We start from the raw sequence: 22,927 nt of genomic DNA on the forward strand, positions 1-22,927 counted from the left end.
CCATTTCTCACAAAATAATCACCTTCTATATCCCGTATATTCACACCATTATAATATCTTTGTTATGTAATATACACAATAACAATGAAAATAAAAATAGTTAATTATTTACTGCTACTTACCGTATCTGTATTCTTCTTAACCGGATGTATACAAGACAACGATGAAGAACCGAACGGAGCTAACATTCAAGTGAATGATGAGTTACCCACATTTTCTGTACGATTGAATACTGGTGAAACAATTACCAGCCAATCGTTAGAAGGAAAAATTTCATTCATAGTGTTCATAAGTGTAACTTGCCCAGACTGTATTGCTATTCTTCCTATTATAGAGAGGTTGTATATAGAATACAAAGACAATAAGGATATTGTCATATTCACAATTAGTCGTGAACAAGGAGAACAAATAGTAGGAAAATTCTGGAAGGAACAGCGCTACACAATGCCTTATTCGGCCCAAGAAGACCGAACCATTTACAGTTTATTCGCCAAAAGCGGAGTTCCACGCATATATATTGCAAATAAAAACCAAATAGTCCAATATATATATACAGATGATCCTCTTGCCAAATATGAGGAACTTAAAGGTAATATAGAATCATTAATCAAAGCATTCGATAAATCACCAGAAAAATACAATTTATAAAGTGTATAAAAAGCATTGAGTCTATTTGAAAATAAAAGTTTATTTGATTTTTATTTCTTCTTTTGTAATAATCAACTATACGAATACGACTAACTTTCCATAATAAGTAAAAAAATAAAAGAAGTGGAAGAAGAATTCATCGAACAGATAAACCATTATCAAGGGATACTGCAAAAAATCTGTAATATCTATTTTTACAAGCATCCTTACAGAGAAGATTATTTCCAAGAAATACTAATACGATTGTGGAAAGCATACCCCATGTTCAAACAAGAAAGTGCTTTTTCAACTTGGCTGTATAGGGTTGCCTTGAATGCTGACATCGATCTGGTACGAAAAGAGTGTATACGGCCTATTCATAAAGAACTATCAACAAGAGAATATCTCATACATGATATACATTCGGAAGATAACTCCATGACAGACAGAAAAGAGCAATTATACCAAGCAATTAATCAATTAGACAATATAGAAAAAGCAACTATCATTCTCTATCTTGAAGGCTACGAATACAAAGAAATATCAACCTTAATAGGTATTTCCGAAACCAATGTCGGAGTGAAAATTAATAGAATCAAGAAGCAACTCATAAAACGGATAAAAAATGGAAGAAAATAATTTAAAAGAATTCTGGAAAGAAATACATACTAACACCGAAGAGAAACCGGTTAATATAAAGGAGATTATACGCAAAAAACACTGCAATGTAATTTCTCACACATTACATCGTCAGAAAATTCTAATCTGTCTATTTACTATCTTCCTGATAATTTCAGTGGCAACCAGTACTTTAGATACGATCATTATGGAAAGATTCTCTATTCGCCTATGGATACCAAGCGCCTTTCTATTATATTTGTTACTTTCGAGTATCAGACACTATCAACTATATACAAAATCAGCCGATTTATATTCAATCACAGATTCTGATATGATACTTAAAAGACAATTAAAACGGAAGATCAATGTTGATTTTATGATCTATCTGATATATTTTTATGGAATGGCCATCAGATTAATCTGCATGTATTTTAGCAGTTTAGATGAATTAAAAAGTATGTCACTCCTTTTAATACTCTTTGTCGGACTTCTTTTTATTATTCCCTAGCTAATAAGATATCAGCAGAAACACCGATACAAATATTATTTCAACTCACTTGATAAGAGTCGTAAGCAGTTGGAAGTCTCCGAATAAATCTCTACTTTTGCCCTCTATAACAAAGAATATACTTAGAATGGTACGCTATAAACTCACCTCTCCGCCAATGGTAAAAGCAACAATCCAGTTGCCAGCCTCCAAAAGTATCAGCAACCGCGCACTCATCATCAATGCGTTGGGTAAAGGTATTTATTCTCCTGAGAACCTGTCCGACTGTGATGATACCCAGGTTATGATAAAGGCTTTGACTGAAGGTAAGGAAACGATCGATATCATGGCTGCCGGAACTGCTATGCGCTTCCTGACCGCTTATCTAAGTGTTACTCCGGGAGAACGTACTATCACAGGAACTGCTCGTATGCAGCAACGTCCCATACAAATATTGGTGAATGCCCTTCGTGAACTGGGAGCTGAAATCGAATATGCAGGAAATGAAGGTTTTCCTCCATTACATATTATAGGGACAGAACTAAAAAAGAATGAAATCACGTTGAAAGGGAATGTAAGCTCCCAATACATTTCCGCTTTATTAATGATAGGACCTGTACTCAAAAACGGACTAACATTACACTTAAGCGGAGAGATCATCTCACGCCCTTATATCAACCTTACATTACAATTAATGAACGATTTTGGAGCAAAAGCTGCATGGACCGCTCCTAACAGAATTTCTGTTGCACCACAACCATACGAGAGTATTCCTTTTACTGTAGAAAGTGATTGGAGTGCTGCCTCTTATTGGTATCAGATTGCAGCATTATCTTCCAAAGAAGAAATAGAATTATTGGGATTATTTCACCATAGCTATCAAGGGGACAGTCGTGGAGCAGAAGTTTTCTCACGATTGGGAATCACTACCGAATTTACAGCGAAAGGTGTAAAACTGAAAAAGACCGGTAACGCACCGAAAAGATTGGACGAAGACTTTGTTGATATTCCAGACCTGGCACAAACATTCGTTGTAACCTGTGCTTTGTTGAATATTCCTTTCCGTTTTACAGGCTTACAAAGTCTAAAAATCAAAGAGACGGACCGCATTACTGCTTTAAGAAACGAACTGAAAAAACTAGGATACCTCATAGAAGAAGAAAACGACAGTGTACTGATGTGGAACGGCGAACGTTGCGAGCCGGAACAAACGCCAATGATCCAAACCTATGAAGACCATCGGATGGCGATGGCATTCGCCCCGGCAGCCATACACTATTCCAATCTGCAAATAGTAGAACCGCAAGTGGTTTCCAAGTCATATCCCAATTATTGGAGTGATTTGAAGCAAGCAGGATTCCAAGTTATATGTGAAGAATAAACTGCACGCTGTGAAAGACTTCAATAAATACACTTCACATATTAACTTCGCCCCCATTATAGACTTTGCATTAAAACAGGGGAAACCGGTTACTTATAAAAAAGGAGAATACTTTGTTCGACAAGGAGAAATCTGTAGAACAATAGGATTTGTTACTTCCGGTTCTCTTCGCTACTGTTGCACCAACAGCTTGGGAGAAGTCAAAATAGTAGGTTATACATTCGAAGAGTCTTTTGTCGGCAACTATCCGGCCATTCAACTGCAAGATAGATCAAACGTAGACATCCAGGCTTTATGTGATTGTACTGTATATGAACTCACTCACCAACAAGTTAATGAATTTTATGAAGCCAACGTAGAACATCAACGTTTAGGACGCCACATTGCCGAAACCTTATTATGGGAAGTCTATGACCGAATGATTTCAATGTATAGCCTGACACCGGAAGAACGTTACCTGGAAATCTTAAACCGCTGTCCCAGCTTGCTAAAACTTATCACTTTAAAAGAACTTGCTTCCTATCTCCTGATCCGTCCCGAAACACTTAGCCGAATACGAAAAAGAGTCGTTCGCAGACAATAGCATACACTTGCACCCATACAACTATCATTATAAGCATCAATTTCCTGTCTAAATAGTTAAACTACAAATCTCTTTCAATTCTTGATTGAAATCAAGAATATTCTCATTATCCTCCTCTACTTTTGCAGGCAAAACCAAACTAACATTCACTTATGAAAAGAATAATGATTATAGGTGCACTTCGGGCATTGGTCGCGGATTAGCAGAACAATATCTGCGAGAAAATTGTCTGGTCGGCATTACCGGACGCAGAGAAAACTTACTTAAAGAACTCTTCAATCAAAATCAAGATCAAGTATTTTATCAGGTATGTGATATTACCAACACCCAAACCGCCTTCTCTAGATTAGAATCACTTGTACAGAAAATGGGAGGAATGGATATTCTGATTATCTGTGCAGGAACGGGAGAGTTAAACCCAGAACTATCTTATCAGTTGGAAGAACCGACTCTATTAACCAATGTAATCGGATTTACCCATATAGCCAATTGGGGATTCCGCTATTTCGAAACCCAAAAGAACGGTCATTTAGTCACCATTTCTTCCGTAGGAGGTACTCGAGGAAGTGGCATCGCTCCCGCTTACAATGCTTCCAAAGCCTATCAAATCAACTACATGGAAGGACTTCGACAAAAAGCGACCAAATCTCCGTACCCTATTTATACTACGGATATTCGTCCCGGATTTGTAAACACAGCTATGGCAAAAGGGGAAGGACTATTTTGGGTCACTCCGGTAGATAAAGCTGTAAAACAAATAACGAAAGCCATCTCTCAAAAGAAAAAAATAGCTTTCGTCTCCAAAAGATGGAAATATGTAGCGTGGCTGTTCAGATTAATACCTTCGGCTCTTTATTGCAGAATGTAATTAACAATAAAAACTCATATCTTCATTAATAGTTTTTCTCATTCGCCATCTTCCACATATTCAAGAAAGATGCTTTAGTGATTTCTACAATTTTATCCCAATTCAATCGGTCGGCATGGTCCGATGGTTGGTGATAGTCAGGATGTCCGTCTGTATGATACCAAATAATAGGAATGCCGACTTTAGCAAAAGAACCGTTATCGCTACCTCCTACAGGGTTATCCCACGCACGATAATCAGGTTGAAGTTTCAACCCATATTTTTTAATGTCCTCTTTCAGCCAATCACCAAAAACAGGATGAGCTGCAGTATAGAAATAAACAACCTGTTGAGGTTGCTCGGGCTTATTATTACGTCCGATCATATCGAAGTTCAAATATCCTTTAATCTGAGAAATAAAAGGGCAATTCTGCACAAAATATTTAGAACCAAGTAAACCTTTCTCTTCTCCATCCCAGAAAGCAAAAATGACGTTCCGTTCCGGTTGCTGTCCACTCATAACAAAAGCTCGGGCTATCTGTAATACTGCAGATACGCCGGAAGCATTATCATCCGCACCGTTATATATCTGATCCCCATCGAGAGCCGGATCAACCCCTAAATGATCAAAGTGCGCACCTACAATAACATATTCATTGGCATTTTTACCGGGAATCATTCCCAGAACATTTCTCATAGAGAGTTTTTGATGCACTCCAAGTTTCAACTTTGCAATAGAATCAGGATGCACCTCAAGTTTTCCTGGCTTCTGGCGTTCTTTACGGTAAGCTTCGAAAGGCTGAAAATAACTTTCATTCAGAGGTTGTATTCCTATCCACTGTAACAAAGAAACGATGTATTCGGAAGATACACGTGCCCCATGAAATCCTGCCTCACGCCCTTCCAACTCATCCGCAGCCAAAAAAACAATAGTCGCCTTTGCAGAAGAACAATTAATACTTCTCAAACCTTTTTCTAACGAAGTCTGAGCACAAAGACTCCAGCTAACAAATAATAATCCCACCAACAAAATATGTTTCTTCATAGTATTATATAGATTTAAATTTACTAACTAATTCCAACGATAATCTTCTAACTTCCATCCTTTGCGTATAGGTATCTCTTTCTGGCAAGTCTTTTCCCCCGGATTATCGTAAATAGAAAGTATATACCGCATATAATCGGACGGACGAACTTGTTCCAATGATTCAAAAAGCTCATTTAAAGCATCTGCTCCCAAACAATTAGAATGACAATCCAACTGAGTTAATATCCACGTATCCTCAATTGACAAGTGTGTTAATTGATTATTATCACAACGTAAAGAAGCAATTGAAAAAGCCCCTGGCATATGTAATTCAGTTAGTTTATTATAACTACAACCAAACTCGGTCATCGTCGGCAATTTATCCAGAAAATCAATCCTGTCAAAATTGCAATAATTAATAAACAAGGAACCTATTGCCATCCCATCATCAAATTTTAATGTCGAAAGATTCGGATTATAACTGCAATCGACTTCCTTTAAACGAGGCAGACCTCTCATAGAAAGAGAAGTCAGATTATTATAAGAACAGTATAATTTCTCCAAATAAGACTTACTACCTATTTCCAATGATGTCAAGTTGGGATTTGAATATATCTGTAATGTTTTCAAGTTATCACACCGAACGATATCCAACCGTTCCAAATCAGGCATATTGCCAATACTAAGATCTTCCACATTAGGACAAGAAGTACTCAAATCCAGTTCCGTAGTAGATTTAAAACTATTTATATTCAAATTTGTCATCCGAGGCAAAATTCCCAAATGCAAGTCACTCACATTTAATAATTCAGTTCCTATTCCGCAATATTCCAATTCTTCTGCCCAGATTTTAATACGATAACTCCGGCAATTTCCGTATTTATAACTAATAATCGTTTGACTGGGATCTTCAATCTTTTGTAAACGCCCATCTCCCCAATCGATCACCATTCTCCCTCCATTGGCAAACAAATCAATTTGCCTCCAATCACTGGCTATCTCTACCGTAAATTGAATCGTATTCTCGTCTGTCATCTTCGGGGTTCCGAAGTCATCACCAAACACACTCCTGTCTTCCGCACAAGAACTTAAATTAAGCAACAGGCAGATCATTAATAGATCGAATAGTAGTTTCTTTTGTTTTCTCATTTCAAATAAGAGTAAAGAGTATGGCACAAAAGTAAAAAAAGAAATAGCATAATAGATGTGACTCCATGAAAATTTATAAATAAATAGGAACTCTACCCATAATCTATCACTACTAATTATTAAAGATGCACATTGGAGAAATAACAAAAGTAAAAACAAATCATCATAACAATATATTTCAGGCATGGATTCCACAGTTCTTTTAATACATAACTATAGAATCCTATGCCATAAAAATATATAACTATTGCCTTACAGGTTCCATCCAGAACGAATACTTATAAACCATATCCTTTTTTATTTCATACTGTGGACGAGGGCCGGGTCCGCAACTGGCATTCCCCAGTCCTCGCTGAATACAATCCAGATTCAACACAATTTCCGAACGATGAACATCACTCAAGTCATGGCCATATTTCACCTCCCATAAGTCTTTATCCGTATAATGCAACACACTGAAGTCAAAGGTTTCCGTCGAGGTTATCTTCAGTCCCTTTCCCTGAGTATCGGTCAAACTCAGCCAGCGGACATCACAGCGTTCCCCCATCGTCTGAGCACGTAAATAATGCTCTGCCATATCCGTAACGGTAGTTTTATATCGTCCCACAAACGCAGCATTCTTACGATCCTGATAATTCTCAATAGGGCCACGTCCATACCATTCAACCTGTTCCAAAGCAGGATTAAAAAAGGCCTGTAAACCTAAACGAGGAAGATTAAAATTAACTCCTGTCTGAAAGGAAGCATTCACCCGTATCTTTCCATCACCATAGATATGATATACAACTTCATAAGGCACCTTTACCTCACCAACCGTTGCTTCCACAGTTGAAGTTACAATAACTGCCTGCTTATCTTCAGTCCACTGCCAACTGAAATTCTGAAGTTTGTATTCAGTCGGCTGCCAGGTACGGGGATCATTATTGATAGCACGGAACCAATTAAAGTCCCATCCCTGACGATGATGAAGCACATTCTGTCCATCATATTTCAAGCTTATCAGCTTTCCGGTTTTAGTATTAAAAGAAACTTCCAAATCCGGTCTGCGAAGGTATAAAAATCCCTCACGCTCATATACTACCTTCATTGTTTGATCTCCATTTCCGACAGGAACGACCAAAGTCGGTTTCGTCTCCCTATCGGAAGCTTCCTTCAACAAAAGCTGTTCTGTGGCAACCACATGACCAGCCTTCGCCCAAACGCAATCTTCTTTTAACTTCACTTCCAGATTGAGGTGATAATCCGCATCATCGGTCAGATGGCGTGAATAAAGGATCTGTACCGATCTGTGCTCACCCGGTTTCCCATCGGGCAATCCAACTCATCTTCTGCAATTTTCTCTCCATTTTTCAATAGCGTATAATGCAACTTAAAATGTCTGAGGTTCAGGAAACAGTAATGATTGATAAATCCGACATTATCCTTACCATTTTTTTCGATGGTTATATACTGATAGACTTTCTTTACTTCCCACAGCTTGGGAGTAATCCGGCGATCGGGAGTAACCAATCCGTTACAACAGAAATCATTATCATTGGGATGATCGCCAAAGCTTCCGCCGAAATAATAACGATCCGTAGCTTGCCCCGGCATATTGATTCCCTGATCTACCCAATCCCAGATACATCCTCCAATCATACGATTGGAATGATTCTCAATATAATCCCAATACTCTTCCAAATTTCCAACCGCATTCCCCATTGCATGAGCATACTCGCAAAGGAAAAAAGGCTTGTTGCGCGGTTGCTTATCAGATTCAATCATACTTTCAATGGAGGGATACATACGCGAATCCATATCCGCAATATCATTCATTCCTTCGTAATGAATGTATCTATCATCAATACTCTTGGCGGCTTTATAACATACCTCAAAGTTACGTCCTCCTCCCGACTCATTTCCCATCGACCAGAAAATAACCGAAGGATGATTCTTGTCACGTTCCACCATTCGTACGATCCGGTCTACATAAGCACCTTCCCAACTTTCACGATTGCTCAAAGACATGTTACCATGACATTCCAGATCTGCCTCATCCATTACATACAGTCCATAATAATCAAACAAGGCATACATTTTCGGATCATTCGGATAATGACTGGTACGGATGGTATTCAGATTAAAGCGTTTAAAAAGCAAGATATCTTCAATCATACTTTCTACAGGTATCGCTTTACCCCACTGTGGATGTATGTCGTGACGGTTGGCACCTTTGAAATAAGTTAAAGCATTATTAATATACACTTTATTATTCCGTATCTCGATCTTGCGAAAACCATATTGCTGTGTGGTTGCTTCCAGTACATTTCCTTTCCCATCCAGTAACTCCACATTCACAGTATATAAATAAGGAATCTCAGCACTCCAAAGTTTCGGGTCACGCAAAGTTACTTTACCCGTACAGCTAACTTCTTTTCCACCGGCAATACCTTCCGTCACAGGAACATTAAAATGGCGAACAGATTTTCCTTCTGCGTCCAACAACGAAATACGCAGCGAGACGGCATTTTCTACTTTCTTACCATAATTATGTATATCTGCTTTCACTGTCAGTTCGGCCTTATCCAGAACTTCGCTCAATGCCGAAGTTAAATGAATATCTCTTAAACGTACCTTCGGAGTAGCAATCAGATAAACATCCCGATGAATACCACTTAAACGGAACATATCCTGATCTTCCAGATAACTACCGTCACTCCACCGATAAACCTCTACTGCTACCGTATTCTTACCCGGCTTTACATAGTTCGTTATGTTGAATTCCGCATCATTGTTTGCTCCTTGCGTATATCCTACCTTCTTCCCGTTAATCCAGACATAAGCAGCACTATAGATTCCGTCGAAATGGACAAAGACTTCCTTATCTTTCCAATGATCCGGAAGCATAAAATCTCTGCGATATGACCCCACAGCATTGGGCTCTTTCTCTACAGTATATCCTTTCTGCGACTGAATAAAAGGAGGATTATTACGAATCGGATAGGTAATATTCGTATAAATAGGCGTACCATAACCCAGCATTTCCCAATTGGACGGTACAACGATTTCCTTCCATCCCGATACGTCATAACCCGTCTTATAAAAATCAACAGGACGTTCCGAAGGCTGTTTCACCCAATTAAATTTCCAGTTTCCGTTCAGCAGCAAATAACGGGAAGAACGTGTCCGTTCCCACAGACGAGTGTAAGTCGGATCGGCTTTCATTTCTTCACTATTGGCAAAAGGGATAAAAGTAGCCCTCCCCTCCTCCTTATGAATAGCAAAAACACGTTCATTCTCCCAATCATTAATACTCGTCGTTTTCAGTGCTTCCGGAATGACTTTCAATTTAGATTTTACTATTTTCCACTGCTGATTATCTTTCGAAGCATCTGCCATTACCTGAAATACAGGTTCACCAATCAACCCTGCCCCTGGAAATCCCAAATTATATCCGCTCGTAGCACAGGTAAATGTGTAATTACCATTAGGCAATAAAGTTATTTTCCATTGTTGGTTGGAATTCTGCGTATCCATATTCCATTGGATAACTGCACGCTCCTTCTCTCTTTCCCCGGCATTATCTATACCAAGTTCTGTCAGCGGACTGACGATGCAATAGTAACCATCTCGTCCGGCAGGTATAAGATTCCAAACCTGTGATTCCTTATTTTCCTCTTGCTTTGATATAAATACACTGGAGTTCGTGTCCAGGCTCTCCTGATTATCTAGTGCCAGTCCACCGACGGTACGAATTTCGTACCCTTGCTTAGGGTCGAAATTCTGTGCCGTAACAGTGAAAACAGACAATAACAAAACGATAGCTCCTGTAATCGCTTTAAAATGTTGCATATATAATAATACCTATTAAATTTTCTATTGTAAAATTGCAGATTGCTTATAAACTCCAAACGTATGGATAGCAGGACAAGCCTTACCGTCTTGAATACGTAAACGCACATATTTCGCTTTTACTGGCTCAAAGCATACGATCCACTTATGACCAATGGTTTGTTTATTTGTTGCTTCCGGAATAGAGGTCCACTGCTTGCCATCATTAGAATGTTCCACACTCCATTGCGTCGTACGATGTCCCAGTTCGATAACCTCCTGTAGCATCAAACAATCAAATTCAATCGGTTTTGCAAGCATGAATACCACCTCTGCGTCTACCTTTCCATCTTTTCCTGCATAATACGTTTCTTTATTCTCATCGATCATATACTCCGCTCCGAATTTAGCGCTACGCACATTCGTTGCTTTTATCTTCGACTTAGCAAGCAGATTCGTACCAAACGTTTCATCGATTCCTTTTCTTAAAAGAGCTGCATGCAGAGAGTCAGTTGGATGAATCAGTCCTCGCCGGTCGGGAGGGAAGTTAAGCAATAATACACTATTGTGCCCCACAGAGTTGCAGTAGATTTCCCAAAGTTCTTTCACGCTCTTCACCCTTCCGTCTTCCTCTACGTGATAAAACCAACTTGGGCGGATAGAAACATCCGTTTCCGCAGGCACATAGGCATCGCCTCCCAAAACACCCTCATTCAGCCCCTTATAATTTTGCGCCTCATCACGAATAGCAATGGAATCAGTTGTTGCCCAGCAAGGGTCACCCGCTTCTCCTGCTTCATTCCCCATCCAACGCACATCGGCAAAAGGGTACGAATTTTTAGTTCCGAAAATGACGCAATCGGGCTGTTTCTCACGCACAATCTTATACCAATAGCGATAGATCGGAGTCGTCAGTTCGTCGGCTCCTGCACCATCCCACCAGGTTTCCCATATTTTCCCGTATCCTCCCATTAGCTCTTCCAGCTGATGAGCATAATATTCTTTATAGCGTTGTGTAGTATACAGTGGTGAAAGATGTTCGTGTCGGTCATGCGGACCAAGATAAATACCAGCTTTAATGCCATGCTCTTCGCAAGCATCTACAAACTCACGAACCACATCTCCTTTCCCTCCTTTCCAGGTAGCATTCTTCACACAATAGTCAGTGTATTGGCTAGGCCATAGGCAAAAACCGTCAGCATGTTTGGCAGTCAGGATAGCACTGGGAATACCGGCGGCTTTTAGCGTTTCCATCCATTGTCCACAATCCAGTGCTGTCGGATTAAATATCGCAGCCGGTGCTCTCCCATCCCCTTCGTTTACGTACTCTTCAAAAGTATTGATACCAAAATGAAAAAATGCAATCATTTCACGATGATACCATTCCACCTGACGTTCACTTGGGGTCAGGCCACAAGGTTCCGGTGCTTTCTGTGCAGAAATCTGCAAAGATAATGCCGTTAAACCGGCAATCAATAAATTCTGTCTTTTACTCATCTGTTTTTCATGTTGATTCTTATTCTACTTTCCTCAAGTCGTCCAGACTTGTGAGGCTCTTATCTATAGCTAAAAAGACGACTTGAAAAAGTAGAATTATTTGCAATTATAATCAATTAAATTCAGTTTATCGGGCTTCCCTGCCTAATATATAAATCTCAGCGATGCTGGAATGCGGTTCCGAGTTAGATTCGGTCACCCAACACTTCAAATATCTGCCTTGAACAACGGAAAAAGTCACCGTTTTCGAATTCTCTGTATTAGAAGTACCACCGAAATCCATAGTCCCCATCTCTACAAAGTTGGTTCCATCCTCACTGATTTCAAACTTCAAAGCTTTTGTATCCGTATTATTTAGTCTGCGGGCTATTTCTATTCCACCTACTTCATAACTCTTTTTCATATCAATCAGTACCCAATGAGGCAATGGCATATCAGGTCCCCACTGAGAATGCCAATAAGTGTCCATATTACCATCCAGCACTGCACTCTTTCCTCCACCGTCATCTTCACGTTCGTCCGAACAGGCTATTACCTCCCAACCGGAACGATCCTCCCACTTTTCATACGGGAAACGACCGCTTTTAGGAACTGTAGGAAACACATCAATAGCTTCGTCTACAGGCAAATAGTAAGTTATATACGAGAACTCATCTCCCGAATTTACATCAGAGACCACTGTTTCAGTCTCGTAGGAAGGTATCTCGACATTCATCGTTTCGCCAGACTTATTGGTATAAGTCAGCAATACCCCGGCACTTTCGCCACTCTCTTTCCAGCGGATGAGCATATCATTGCCCGACTTTACAACTTCCTCTATCCCCCTGTTCAACAAAGAGTTCGCATAATCCTCCCCATATACAGTTCCCACAGCTTCATAAGGCAACGAAGAATTTCCAAAAGAGTCATACATCATAAAGGTGAAAATATGACTTCCTTCTTGCAAATCCGCAATGATTATTCGCTGAAACTCATCTTGGGTGCGTTCTACCTCGAACTCAAGTGAATCCTGATTGTTGTTCCAATAGATCATCCCCTTTTCCGCTCGCTGAGAAGGAAGGAATATATCCAATGCCAAACGCAACTTCCCGGGTTTGGTCAAAACAGAATCTACCTTTGCCGCATATACTCTCTCTCCTTCATCCAAATAATGCTGATGTAAATCATTCATCTCGCTACAAGCTGTAAACATTACAGCCAGCATAAGCATTCCTATATAGATTATTTTCTTCATTTCTTTTTCTTTTTAAGGTTTGAACTCTTCTTCCTCTTCATCCGGATATTCCGGCACATAGTTTTCCGGACATCCAAACAGTTGAATTTCCATAAGATGCACAAATTTAGAACCACTCCACGATTCCAGAAACTTCATTCTGTAGTATTGATAGGACTCAACATCCGCCGGAATGCTGAAGTTCTCCCCCTGCTCAATATATTCCATATCTTCATTGGTAGTAGACGTACCCGGTAATCCTGACGGCTTATAAGAATCAAAAATGCCAATGCTGGTCCACCCTTCTTCTCCCCCATTCGGATCGGGATCATTCGCCCCCAGAAGCTCAAATTTTTTCACATTACCATGACGATAATAATATTGATCGCGATGCCATATCTTTATACGGCTACATTTCACTTTCCCTGTCATCACTTTAAAGGTAATCCGGTGAGGCCAAGGTCCGCTGAATGTCTCCGTATGATAACCGGCTCCGGACCCCGGAGCATATTTATCGTCAAATAAATAATCGACCAACCATGAATATTCACTGGGAGTATCTCCTAACATGTTGTAAGGTTTAATATCGCTATAGGGAATTTGCATCTCAAAGATGGGAGTCAATGTAGCTTTCAGCGTGTCCGAAGCATTATCCCAGCGGTCGGTAATGTAAACGGCAAAATCACTTTCCAAAGCAGGAAGTCCCAGATATTGTCCCTCCCCTTGTTTGCGCTTCGTATACAAATCATCCATAGCCGTATATTCGCCGGCTTTATTCTTCTTCAATATATGCAAACATATATTGGCCATTGTTTCGTTTTCCCACGTATATCTGATACCTCCAAAATCTTCTTTTAACTCCAACGTTTCGAAGATAGCGAAAACAGGCGGAGTCTTGGGGTTGATGGTCACCAACACCGGTTCCGATTCATTCTGGCTTCTATCTACCGAAATAAGCCGGACACGATGTTCTTCCGTATCACCAAATCCCTCCAACTTAAGCGTATCTGTATACAAAGAAGCACGAGTATTCAACCATTCTCCTCCATCTTTCAACTGATACTCAGCTTTTACATAAAGCAAATCCGCATCCTTGGGCAGTTTGTAAGTAATGTTCGCCCCTCCCGGTACATTTTCAACATTTACATCATACACCTGTCCGGGAGCTATATTCTCCAAAGGAGTCTGCCCGATCGTTTCCTCTCCACATGCCGTCATGATCAATGCTACGGCACTTAGCAATAAATATATATATTTCTTCATACCTTTCATTTTTTACCAACCATAATTCTGGCACAAATTCTTATTCACAATCAAATCATATTCTTTTAAAGGCCACAAATAATCACGAGTAGAAAAACTACATCTTTGAATGACAATCGGATTATAGAAATCCTCAGCAGTATCTCCATGTATATTCCAACCCTTAATGGCTTATTCCATTTCAGCAATCCCTCTTTCCAACGGCGAAGATCCCAGAATGATTTTCCCTCCAATGCCAGTTCTATTTGTCGTTCGCGATGAATAATCTCGCGCATTCCTTTTTGGGTCAGAGGTTTGTTAGGATTGTTAGAGTAGTTTTTCCACGATTCCACAACACCTTTCAACCCGGCCCTTCTCCTGACTTCATCAATGTAATAGTATACTTCCGCATCCGGAGCCGCTTTTGTTTCATTCAATACTTCCGAATACATCAGATACAAATCGGCCAACCGGATAAGAGGGAAGTAATTCGTTTTAGACGTAAAATTATCTTTGTCTATAATCGTTTCCGGATCTACTAACTTTTTACAGAAATACCCCGTTTGCGACAAACGCTCCCAAGCGCGTAAACCTGCTGCTTCTCCGGCTCTAATCTGAAGGTAATAAAGTTCCTCCTCCAAGTCAAATCGTCCGTTTCCCCACCATATACCGCGGTCGAATCCTATTGCAGCATAAAAACGAGGTTCACGATTGAAGTGCAGAATGGCCGTTTCTTCTCCCTTTTTCACATACCATTTTTCCTCTTCCCTGGCTTGCCGGGTCTTATACCTGTTCGAATATTCAAAAGTGACATCTTCTTCGATAGGAACTCCATTCTCGGAGTAAAAAGTCTCTGCCAGTTCCAAAGTTGGACAAACCTCTCCATTCAGATCACTGCTTAATGTCCATTCAGCTTCCAGACGGGGCATTACTTGCGTCTGTATCCATCGCACGTCAGTGCGAGTAGATCCCCAAATTACTTCTTCATTCCAACGATCAAACAATATAGACTTCAGATTGCATTGCAACTTCAAAACATCATTCACATAATAATTGATCTTCGATCTTCGTAAAGCTTACGTTTAGCCAATTGAGTTTCCTCGATGGCGTCTTGGCATGCCTTCGCTGCTCTTTCCCATTTTTTCGGATCTGCAACCACATTAAACAAGCTCACCCCATTTCTATCGATCACATTTGTATAGTCAATATTTCCATTAAACAGAGGACTGGCAGCCATCGTCAATAGCTGTGCTCTGATAGTTAGTGCCACCGATTTTGTAACACGTCCGGCTTCTGTTGTTTCTTTGTCCACTTTAAGAGGTAACATCCCGGCGGATTCCTCCAATAGATTATTCACATAATTCACACAGGAGTCAAACGGAATACGGCCAACTGCCATGGCTTCAGCAGGTGCCGACACCTCAATGTTTTCGTCCATCAATGGAATCGGTCCATAAGCACGCAGCAACAAATAGTGGTAATAAGCCTTTAAGAAGATAACTTCACCTTTCCAACGCTTCAATTCATCTTGTGACAGGTCATGCACACCATCCACTTTCTCCAGAAAAATATTACAGTCGCGAATGGCATTAAACATATACCATCCCAGTAATTGGCAACAGGTTCATTTACATTTTGCTCACCCGTAATCAGCCCCAGATTGGCACGACTATTCCTTCCTCCGTCAAATATATGAATTTCGCCACTACCCAGCATCGCAGGATCACTATCCGGATGATAAAACGCCGGAATATAACTATAGCAAGTAAACAAATATTTCTCTGCAGATGCCCTGTCGGCAAAAGCCATATCAATGGTTGGAATATTATCGGGGATAATATCCAGATAACTACAGGAGGTAATACCGGTAGCCAAAGCGATTATCAGCATCCACCTATATAGATTAAATTGCAATTGTTTTCTCATCTTATTCATTTTTTCTATGTTACCAATTAGAAATTAACTTGAATACCGGCATTAAACACACGCTGTACCGGATATCCTAAACCATTACCGCCCATTTCCGGATCCCATATTTTGAACTTACTGAATGTTAGCAAATTCGTCCCGCTACAGTAAACACGCAGCATACTTATTCGAGCTTTCTTTACCAGTTTCTCGGGCACTGTGTAACCAATCTCCGCATTCTTTAAACGCAAAAACGCACCATTTCTCATAAACCAGGTACTCGTCTGTTCATTATTAACCACATAGTCTTCAGACAAACGAGGCCACAAAGCATAGATATCCCGATTATCTTCCGACCAATGATTATCAGCATAAGCCTGCAATAAGGCGCGCTGTTTGTAAACGAACGGAGCGGTGGTATTCGGATTAATCCAGAAGGAAGAACGGGCCGATCCCTGAAAGAATACAGAAGCATCAATGCCTTTCCATCCCCACGACAAACCGAAACCATAAATTATTTCAGGAACCTTCGGATATCCGATAGGCACTTTGTCAAGCTCGGTAATCTTACCGTCATTATTAATATCTTTATATTTAATATCACCGCCCATAGTAGGTATATTACCTCCGAAATTCTGCTTGGGAGAGTTTGCAACATCATATTCATCAACAAAAAGACGCTCGGCAATATATCCCCATTCCTGCTGCGAAGAAAGCCCTACATGCGAACGCCATGGCATATCAGAATAGTCTGGTTCTTCATATACTTTATATTTGCTTGTGGCATAAGTAAAATTACCACGCCCTGTGCCCCACATATCATTGGAGAAATATTTATTATAATCGATGGAGAATTCAAATCCACTACTTTTTCCTTCGCCTACATTTGCTTTCGGATTAGACTGTAACCCCATGCTCGAAGGGACCAATGCTCTATCCATCAGTATATTTGTTCGATGTTCGGCAAAATAATCAAACTGAAAATCAATGCTACCCAAGAAATTCAATTCCAAACCTATATCCGTTTTATAGGCTGTCTCCCAACCGATATTCTCATTTTCATAGCGGCTGACAGAAACACCCGGACGGTGATAGCCGCCTTCAGAGCCAAAGCTCATTCCTTTTCCGTCATCTGATATATTGACATTCGACAAATAGAAGAAGCGATCGTTTACATCACCAATCTGATCATTACCAACCAAACCGTACGTACCTTTGAATTTAATCTTCTGAATCAACCGGCTTATATTACTTTCCTGATAAAAATGTTCGTTAGACAGAATATAGCCTAGCCCTACAGATGGAAAGAATCCCCAACGTTTCTTTTCGGAGAAACGCTCGGAGCCGTTATACCCAAAGTTTGCTTCAAATAAATATCGATTGTCGAATCCATACATCACACGACCTGCCAACCCTATATTACGGCTGGGCAATGAAGCCTGCAAGCTACCGGCATTGCCGCTGAGATAATCGCGCATCGTATATACTAACATACCCGTCACGTTATGTTTCTCGTCAAACGTATAACCGTAATCCACCGCCGCTTCCATATACATAGACGAGTTCACAGTTTTCGTCCCTTCGTCATAACTTAATGCCTCCGATCCTTCATTCAATGATTTCAGTGTGTATTTATCAGTATATTTATCATACAAAGAGACTTTATAGTAATAGGGACTATAACTGCGTGATATATCGAAATATGTATATCGGTTTGTGTTAAACATCAAACGTGCATTCAAGCCCTTCAGCAGGAAGTCCAATTTCTGTTTCAATTCCACTTGTGCCATAATAGTAGACGAAGAATAGTTCTTATACCCTCTCATCATATCGGCATACGGGTTCATGTATTCTCCATTTCCGGCATTACCAAAGAGAATATTCTTTGTTTTCAGATTCTTCTCATCAGGTTCATAAACGGCCGGAAACATAACAGGATTGGCCCACAAGGTTTTCTCGTACAGTTCCTTTCCACCTTCTATCGGACCGGTGTAATCATCAAAATTGCCATGAAAGCGCAAAGCAACTTCGGTAGTTTTCGTAAGGTCAATATTGATATTGGAACGTAAATTATAGTTTTTCAAATCAATATTTGTATTGAAATTATTCTTTCCGTTCACTTTCAGGATACCGTTGTCCTGATTGATCGTTCCGGATATATAATAGCGAGCTAATTTACCGCCACCACTCACACTAAAATTCAAACGCTCATTCAGCGTGAAGTCCTTGAATAGCATCTGCTTCCAATCAACCGCAGGATATACCATCGGATTGGCACCGGCAATCGTATTGGCAATTTTAGATTCACTGTAAGGCAACAATCCCAATGGATTTCGTGTTTTTACCGCTTCATTATGTAGTCGCATGTACGTAATAGGATCTGCCAAATCAATATCCTTCGTAGGCGCCGAGGTAGAAGCTTCAAAACGTACTGAAATATTCACTTTACCTTCCTTACCTTCTTTAGTCGTTACCAGAATCACACCGTTCGCTCCTCTGGAACCATACAATGCAGCCGCCGTTGCATCCTTCATGATAGAAAAGCTGGCAATATCATCCGGCTGCAAACGAGCCAAGTCAGTCGAATTCATTTCAACATTATCAATCAAAATCAAAGGATCTTTTTTTGAACTAGCCCCAAAAGAAGTTATACCACGAATAAAAAATTGCGCATTATCCTTTCCCGGCTCACCACTGGTCTGGTAGGCAATGACTCCTGTCAGACGTCCTGCCAGAGAAGTTGTCAGATTACTCGAAGGAACTTTCAGTTCCGCCGGATTGATAGTAGTAATCGCACTTACCACGCTCGATTTCTTTTGTTTGGCAAAAGCCACCACTTGTACCTCGTCCAATTCATCCAACTTCTCTTCCAACGTTATTGTCAGATTTTGAGTAGCAGAAACCAGAATCGTCTTTGGTTGCATACCTAGAAAAGATACCTCCAACTTTTCTCCTTTATCCGCTTCTATAGAGAAACTACCATCCATATCAGTGGTTACTCCACGAGTACTTCCTACAACCTGAATAGAGGCACCTGGTAAAGGCTCACCATGCACATCTAATACTTTACCCGAAATTTTAAATTTCTCCTGTTCTACCTGGTTGAATCCGTCTGCCGCTTTATGACTCTGACTTTGTGTTGCCATTGAAGACTGTGCAACACCCGACAAGAGACAAAAGATTAGTCCGGAAATCTGGAGGATTTTCACCAAAACTTTTCGCTTCCTCATAAATACTATATTTAAAATTAACAATAAAAAAATTATCAAGTCCTCTTTCTCGAAAAAGGTACGGCGAAGATATATCAGAGGTATTAATAGATAGGCTAATAATGGATTAACGGATTTATTAACCCTGTTTTTTCTTATTAACCCAACCGTAACACTTTATAATACTGCATTTTAACTATACATAAATCAGGAATAAAAGAAAATATTAGAAGTAAGGATTGATAAAGTTGAAAGAAGTTTGTTTAAAAGAAATCGCCATTGATAACCGAAGGTTTTTAGCCTGAATAATTCATATTCCTTATTTTTTTATCGATCAAATGTTTTTCTCCTGTTCTATATCTCAGAAAAACATCATGTATTGCGATTCTATGATGTACAAAAGCGTTTTATGATCCGGTTGGCAAAAGAATTATGTCGGTTAGTTGAGCTACTGCACTACTTAAGCAGTAAGGGTGCAGTGATTAGTCGCTGCGTGTACACAAATTAATTCGAAGGACTATAGTCCTTCGAAGCGACAACTATAGTATTCCTTTCGTAGAACTATAGTCCTTCGAAAGAAAGACTATAGTTCTACGAATTAATTTATGAAGCCCGAGAGCTTACTTTATGCAAAAAAACAGCTAAACTTTGGGACTGGAACTTTTTAATTGAAACGGTGGTGCGATAATTTCTCCTAAGCATATTCTTTGCATAATATGCAGACAAATTGTAGATTCATCTATTCATCCAGACTATTCATCAAGAGACGGAATTGATTCGTATTTTACGGGATAGTTCTCATTCATAGCCTTCTTATACAAATTAATAAATGAGTTATACCGTTTAAGCGCTTCTTTCGGATACCCCATTTTCTGGAAAGCCCTGACGGCATAGAACATCGCCTGCTCATTCAAAGCATCTGTAAAAAACAAGACATTGCATAGATGAACCACTTTCATAAAATCAGCTACCTTATAGGCTTTCTCTATCTCGGGCGGAATAAAGGTCAGAATAAACTCTTCAAGCTCATGCTTATAATAATCAAAAAGCTCATGATCGATGCCATTCAAGAATCTGCCACGAATCAATATTTTCAGAAATCGCCCCATCTCTTCTTCTCGTAACTGCAGCAGTTTCTTATCTTTCCGCAAAAAAGAGAAATGAAGGTAATCACAATAGAAGTTCTCCTGAATCTTCAACAAGAAATGTCCTTTCTCATAAATAAGTTCTATGCCATCAAGTTCCTGCAATATCTTTCGAATATGATTGACCGTTACCCCTTTCAGGTTCTTTACTTTATCATCGGTTTTATCCGGCCAGAAAAGTTCATTCATATCAGAAGATAGTACTCCGGTTTCGGATGCACTATTGAGCAAAATATACAGAAAGATTGCACGCAATTTGGGACTGAACATATAGGTAATGTCTTTCCCGTCGCGATCCAGTACCACAAAAGCTCCAAAAAGGAAAATTGCATTTCTATCTTTGAAATGCACTTCTGCCACATCAGCTATCATGTTTTCTTCTTTGGCAATAGCTATGCCAGTATTTCCCGATTGGGCAACCCGTCTTTTGTTTTTCCACACAAATAAACACAGCAAAAGAATGGCTGCAACAATTATAGCAATAACACCATAGTCCAGCCAATCCACATCTTCTGTTTCCAAAAGGTCATAGTATCTGACCTCAGCCAATGTCACCGGAACATCCAACAGCGAATACATCCGGATAGACGATCCGCCTGTTTCTTCGAATTCCTGAATAGTGCAGTAAAAGCATCCCAGTTTCTCACTATAATACAAATTCACATTTGTAGCAATTTCTTCCGATACTAAAGGGATACTGTCTCCCAAAGCTTCACAATTTCCATCAGCAATATTCATGCGATAAAGTTGTATATGTGATTGAGGTTGATATTCCGGATAACTTAAAAAATAAATAGACTGTTCATCTTTTGATACGACCATATCACGCGATACGACACGATTGACAGCAGGCGGCTCTTGCTCCCACAACTTTCGAATGCTACGTTTATCCCAATCTACCTGATACAAATCATAAAAATACTCAATACCTATATTTTGGTCACCCGCTTCATTGCCTTTACCACCATAGATATATAAATGTTTATAATCAGGTGAAACACCCACACCGGCATAGAAACGGGGCATGATCTTATCTCCTGAAAATGGAATAGTATCCCAACGATTCGAAGAGACATGGTAAGAAATAAATTTCCCACTATAACTTCGCCTTCCATAACCGCCGAAAAGCAAGAATTCTTTTTGACCAGGATGATAGAATCCGCAATGGTGGTGTAAACAGATATACTCTGCAACCTCATCTTTATAGACAGGAGTCCATTGAGGTTCATCATTCGGCAGAAACTTCGTAACAACCTTCTCCGATGTCAGTTCATACGCATAAATTTCACCCGTCTCCTGATCCTGAAAGTTCATCCCAATTGTAAGTCCCTTGACGAGATCCTGTTTTGAAAAGGAATCTGACGCGAAGCTTTATCATCCAGATCATAAGAGAACAAAGAATCTGCAGTATAGATGAAAATTTGATGCTGTTTTTTATCAAAGGTAATTCCCGAAGGAGTTGAAGAGTAATGAGTGAATACCGGATTCCAATAATAAGACTGATTAATCAGCCAAACCGGTTTTTTAACCTTTCCTAAAATTGTTCCGGACGAGTCGTGTACATTCTCCCCATGACTCTCGTTCAAAGGAAACGTCCACTTTCTTTTTTCATTCGCAACAGACAAATTTCGAATAGAGAAAGAAGCGGTTTCCAAAATATAATCGTACATTCCAAAACATATATTCGGAGAAAAAGCCTCGCCTTTTAAACCGATATCTTCAAGTAATATGCTATCATTCCCAATACAGATTTTCGCTCTGTTACGTGCATTATACAAATGGATAGAGACCGGAATCCATCGATGGTTCAAGTCACCATTTGCATAATCAACGGAATAATAGGCCTTTTTTCCATCTTCTGCAAATATAAAACGAGTACTTCCGTCCCATCTATACAAATAGTTCAGATTAAACGCTTTACCACTGTTCTCATCTTTCAAGAGGAGGATATATCCGGGACTCCCGATATTCTGTACCGAATATTCGAAAGAGACATTTAATTCTTTGGAGAAATCAGGAAGTCTATCTTCTGTAAATACCTGAAAAGAAGAACGTTCACTAATCCGTTTCTCATTCCCGTAAAACGAAAGCCCTTGTGAGAAACAATTCAAAGTCAAACTCCAAAGTGCAAACAAAGTATATAGTAGACGCAAACTTTGCATACATATTTTCTTCATGAAA

At 39.7% G+C, this 22,927-nt stretch carries 15 protein-coding genes and 2 pseudogenes; 5 read left to right on the forward strand and 12 right to left on the reverse strand.

All coding sequences use genetic code 11. The annotated features are described in order from the left end of the window. Positions 1-84 precede the first annotated feature (84 nt). The 5 genes and pseudogenes from JCM17102_RS03755 to JCM17102_RS26060 all read left to right on the forward strand — a co-directional run bounded on the left by JCM17102_RS03755 (position 85) and on the right by JCM17102_RS26060 (position 4,567). Positions 85-648, forward strand: coding sequence for a TlpA family protein disulfide reductase (locus JCM17102_RS03755; protein WP_025074047.1), 564 nt, complete (start codon positions 85-87; stop codon positions 646-648). 123 nt (positions 649-771) lie between these two features. Continuing rightward, positions 772-1,266 (forward strand): RNA polymerase sigma factor, encoded by a 495-nt coding sequence (locus JCM17102_RS03760; RefSeq protein ID WP_025074048.1) that lies wholly within the window; start codon positions 772-774, stop codon positions 1,264-1,266. Positions 1,267-1,883: 617 nt separating this feature from the next. After that, entirely contained in the window at positions 1,884-3,116 is a 1,233-nt protein-coding gene (locus JCM17102_RS03770) for a 3-phosphoshikimate 1-carboxyvinyltransferase (protein WP_025074049.1), read from the forward strand. Between the two features lie 10 nt (positions 3,117-3,126). Beyond that, positions 3,127-3,699, forward strand: coding sequence for a Crp/Fnr family transcriptional regulator (locus JCM17102_RS03775; protein ID WP_025074050.1), 573 nt, complete (start codon positions 3,127-3,129; stop codon positions 3,697-3,699). 152 nt (positions 3,700-3,851) lie between these two features. Next, positions 3,852-4,567, forward strand: a pseudogene (locus tag JCM17102_RS26060) (SDR family NAD(P)-dependent oxidoreductase). A gap of 25 nt (positions 4,568-4,592) precedes the next feature. Here JCM17102_RS26060 and JCM17102_RS03785 read toward each other — a convergent pair. The 12 genes and pseudogenes from JCM17102_RS03785 to JCM17102_RS28815 form a co-directional block, all read right to left on the reverse strand. Beyond that, positions 4,593-5,591: a M28 family metallopeptidase gene (locus JCM17102_RS03785; protein WP_025074051.1), complete on the reverse strand. Its 999-nt coding sequence runs from the start codon at positions 5,589-5,591 to the stop codon at positions 4,593-4,595. A gap of 27 nt (positions 5,592-5,618) precedes the next feature. Further along, a complete protein-coding gene (locus tag JCM17102_RS30215) occupies positions 5,619-6,722 on the reverse strand; it encodes a leucine-rich repeat domain-containing protein (protein ID WP_025074052.1) in 1,104 nt (367 codons plus the stop codon). A 244-nt stretch (positions 6,723-6,966) separates the two neighbouring features. Beyond that, positions 6,967-10,553, reverse strand: a pseudogene (locus JCM17102_RS26065) (glycoside hydrolase family 2 TIM barrel-domain containing protein). A gap of 24 nt (positions 10,554-10,577) precedes the next feature. Beyond that, on the reverse strand, positions 10,578-12,029 hold the full coding sequence (locus JCM17102_RS03800) for an alpha-L-fucosidase (RefSeq protein WP_025074053.1): 1,452 nt from the start codon (positions 12,027-12,029) through the stop codon (positions 10,578-10,580). Between the two features lie 127 nt (positions 12,030-12,156). Continuing rightward, positions 12,157-13,263 carry a DUF4998 domain-containing protein gene (locus tag JCM17102_RS03805; protein ID WP_025074054.1) on the reverse strand — a complete coding sequence of 369 codons (1,107 nt, stop codon included), beginning with the start codon at positions 13,261-13,263 and terminating at the stop codon, positions 12,157-12,159. A 12-nt stretch (positions 13,264-13,275) separates the two neighbouring features. Continuing rightward, positions 13,276-14,505, reverse strand: coding sequence for a DUF5000 domain-containing lipoprotein (locus tag JCM17102_RS03810; RefSeq protein WP_025074055.1), 1,230 nt, complete (start codon positions 14,503-14,505; stop codon positions 13,276-13,278). Positions 14,506-14,570: 65 nt separating this feature from the next. Further along, complete coding sequence (locus tag JCM17102_RS31235) at positions 14,571-15,530, reverse strand: RagB/SusD family nutrient uptake outer membrane protein (protein ID WP_051572742.1); 960 nt, start codon at positions 15,528-15,530, stop codon at positions 14,571-14,573. Further along, positions 15,527-16,081, reverse strand: a complete 555-nt coding sequence (locus JCM17102_RS31240; protein ID WP_275564319.1) for a RagB/SusD family nutrient uptake outer membrane protein — start codon at positions 16,079-16,081, stop codon at positions 15,527-15,529. Before JCM17102_RS31240 ends, JCM17102_RS31235 begins: the two co-directional genes overlap by 4 nt. After that, positions 16,003-16,410, reverse strand: coding sequence for a hypothetical protein (locus JCM17102_RS31245; protein ID WP_051572746.1), 408 nt, complete (start codon positions 16,408-16,410; stop codon positions 16,003-16,005). The genes JCM17102_RS31240 and JCM17102_RS31245 overlap by 79 nt, the downstream gene beginning before the upstream one ends. Positions 16,411-16,436: 26 nt before the next feature. Further along, a complete protein-coding gene (locus tag JCM17102_RS03820; RefSeq protein WP_033886522.1) occupies positions 16,437-19,622 on the reverse strand; it encodes a SusC/RagA family TonB-linked outer membrane protein in 3,186 nt (1,061 codons plus the stop codon). A 731-nt stretch (positions 19,623-20,353) separates the two neighbouring features. Next, positions 20,354-22,060 carry a hypothetical protein gene (locus JCM17102_RS26075; protein ID WP_051572747.1) on the reverse strand — a complete coding sequence of 569 codons (1,707 nt, stop codon included), beginning with the start codon at positions 22,058-22,060 and terminating at the stop codon, positions 20,354-20,356. Then, entirely contained in the window at positions 22,057-22,923 is an 867-nt protein-coding gene (locus JCM17102_RS28815) for a hypothetical protein (RefSeq protein ID WP_148302039.1), read from the reverse strand. The genes JCM17102_RS26075 and JCM17102_RS28815 overlap by 4 nt, the downstream gene beginning before the upstream one ends. Between the last annotated feature and the right edge of the window lie 4 nt (positions 22,924-22,927).

Source organism: Bacteroides faecichinchillae JCM 17102 (genome assembly GCF_000614145.1).
In the GTDB taxonomy this organism is placed as follows: domain Bacteria; phylum Bacteroidota; class Bacteroidia; order Bacteroidales; family Bacteroidaceae; genus Bacteroides; species Bacteroides faecichinchillae.

What these genes read in the sequence shown, in the direction of transcription:
- JCM17102_RS03755 (WP_025074047.1), top strand. Translation starts at nt 85, where the DNA reads ATGAAAATAAAAATAGTTAATTATTTACTGCTACTTACCGTATCTGTA.
- JCM17102_RS03770 (WP_025074049.1), top strand. Translation starts at nt 1,884, where the DNA reads ATGGTACGCTATAAACTCACCTCTCCGCCAATGGTAAAAGCAACAATC.
- JCM17102_RS03785 (WP_025074051.1), bottom strand. Translation starts at nt 5,591, where the DNA reads ATGAAGAAACATATTTTGTTGGTGGGATTATTATTTGTTAGCTGGAGT.
- JCM17102_RS30215 (WP_025074052.1), bottom strand. Translation starts at nt 6,722, where the DNA reads ATGAGAAAACAAAAGAAACTACTATTCGATCTATTAATGATCTGCCTG.
- JCM17102_RS03800 (WP_025074053.1), bottom strand. Translation starts at nt 12,029, where the DNA reads ATGAGTAAAAGACAGAATTTATTGATTGCCGGTTTAACGGCATTATCT.
- JCM17102_RS03805 (WP_025074054.1), bottom strand. Translation starts at nt 13,263, where the DNA reads ATGAAGAAAATAATCTATATAGGAATGCTTATGCTGGCTGTAATGTTT.
- JCM17102_RS03810 (WP_025074055.1), bottom strand. Translation starts at nt 14,505, where the DNA reads ATGAAGAAATATATATATTTATTGCTAAGTGCCGTAGCATTGATCATG.
- JCM17102_RS31240 (WP_275564319.1), bottom strand. Translation starts at nt 16,081, where the DNA reads ATGTTTAATGCCATTCGCGACTGTAATATTTTTCTGGAGAAAGTGGAT.
- JCM17102_RS31245 (WP_051572746.1), bottom strand. Translation starts at nt 16,410, where the DNA reads ATGAGAAAACAATTGCAATTTAATCTATATAGGTGGATGCTGATAATC.
- JCM17102_RS03820 (WP_033886522.1), bottom strand. Translation starts at nt 19,622, where the DNA reads ATGAGGAAGCGAAAAGTTTTGGTGAAAATCCTCCAGATTTCCGGACTA.
- JCM17102_RS26075 (WP_051572747.1), bottom strand. Translation starts at nt 22,060, where the DNA reads ATGAACTTTCAGGATCAGGAGACGGGTGAAATTTATGCGTATGAACTG.
- JCM17102_RS28815 (WP_148302039.1), bottom strand. Translation starts at nt 22,923, where the DNA reads ATGAAGAAAATATGTATGCAAAGTTTGCGTCTACTATATACTTTGTTT.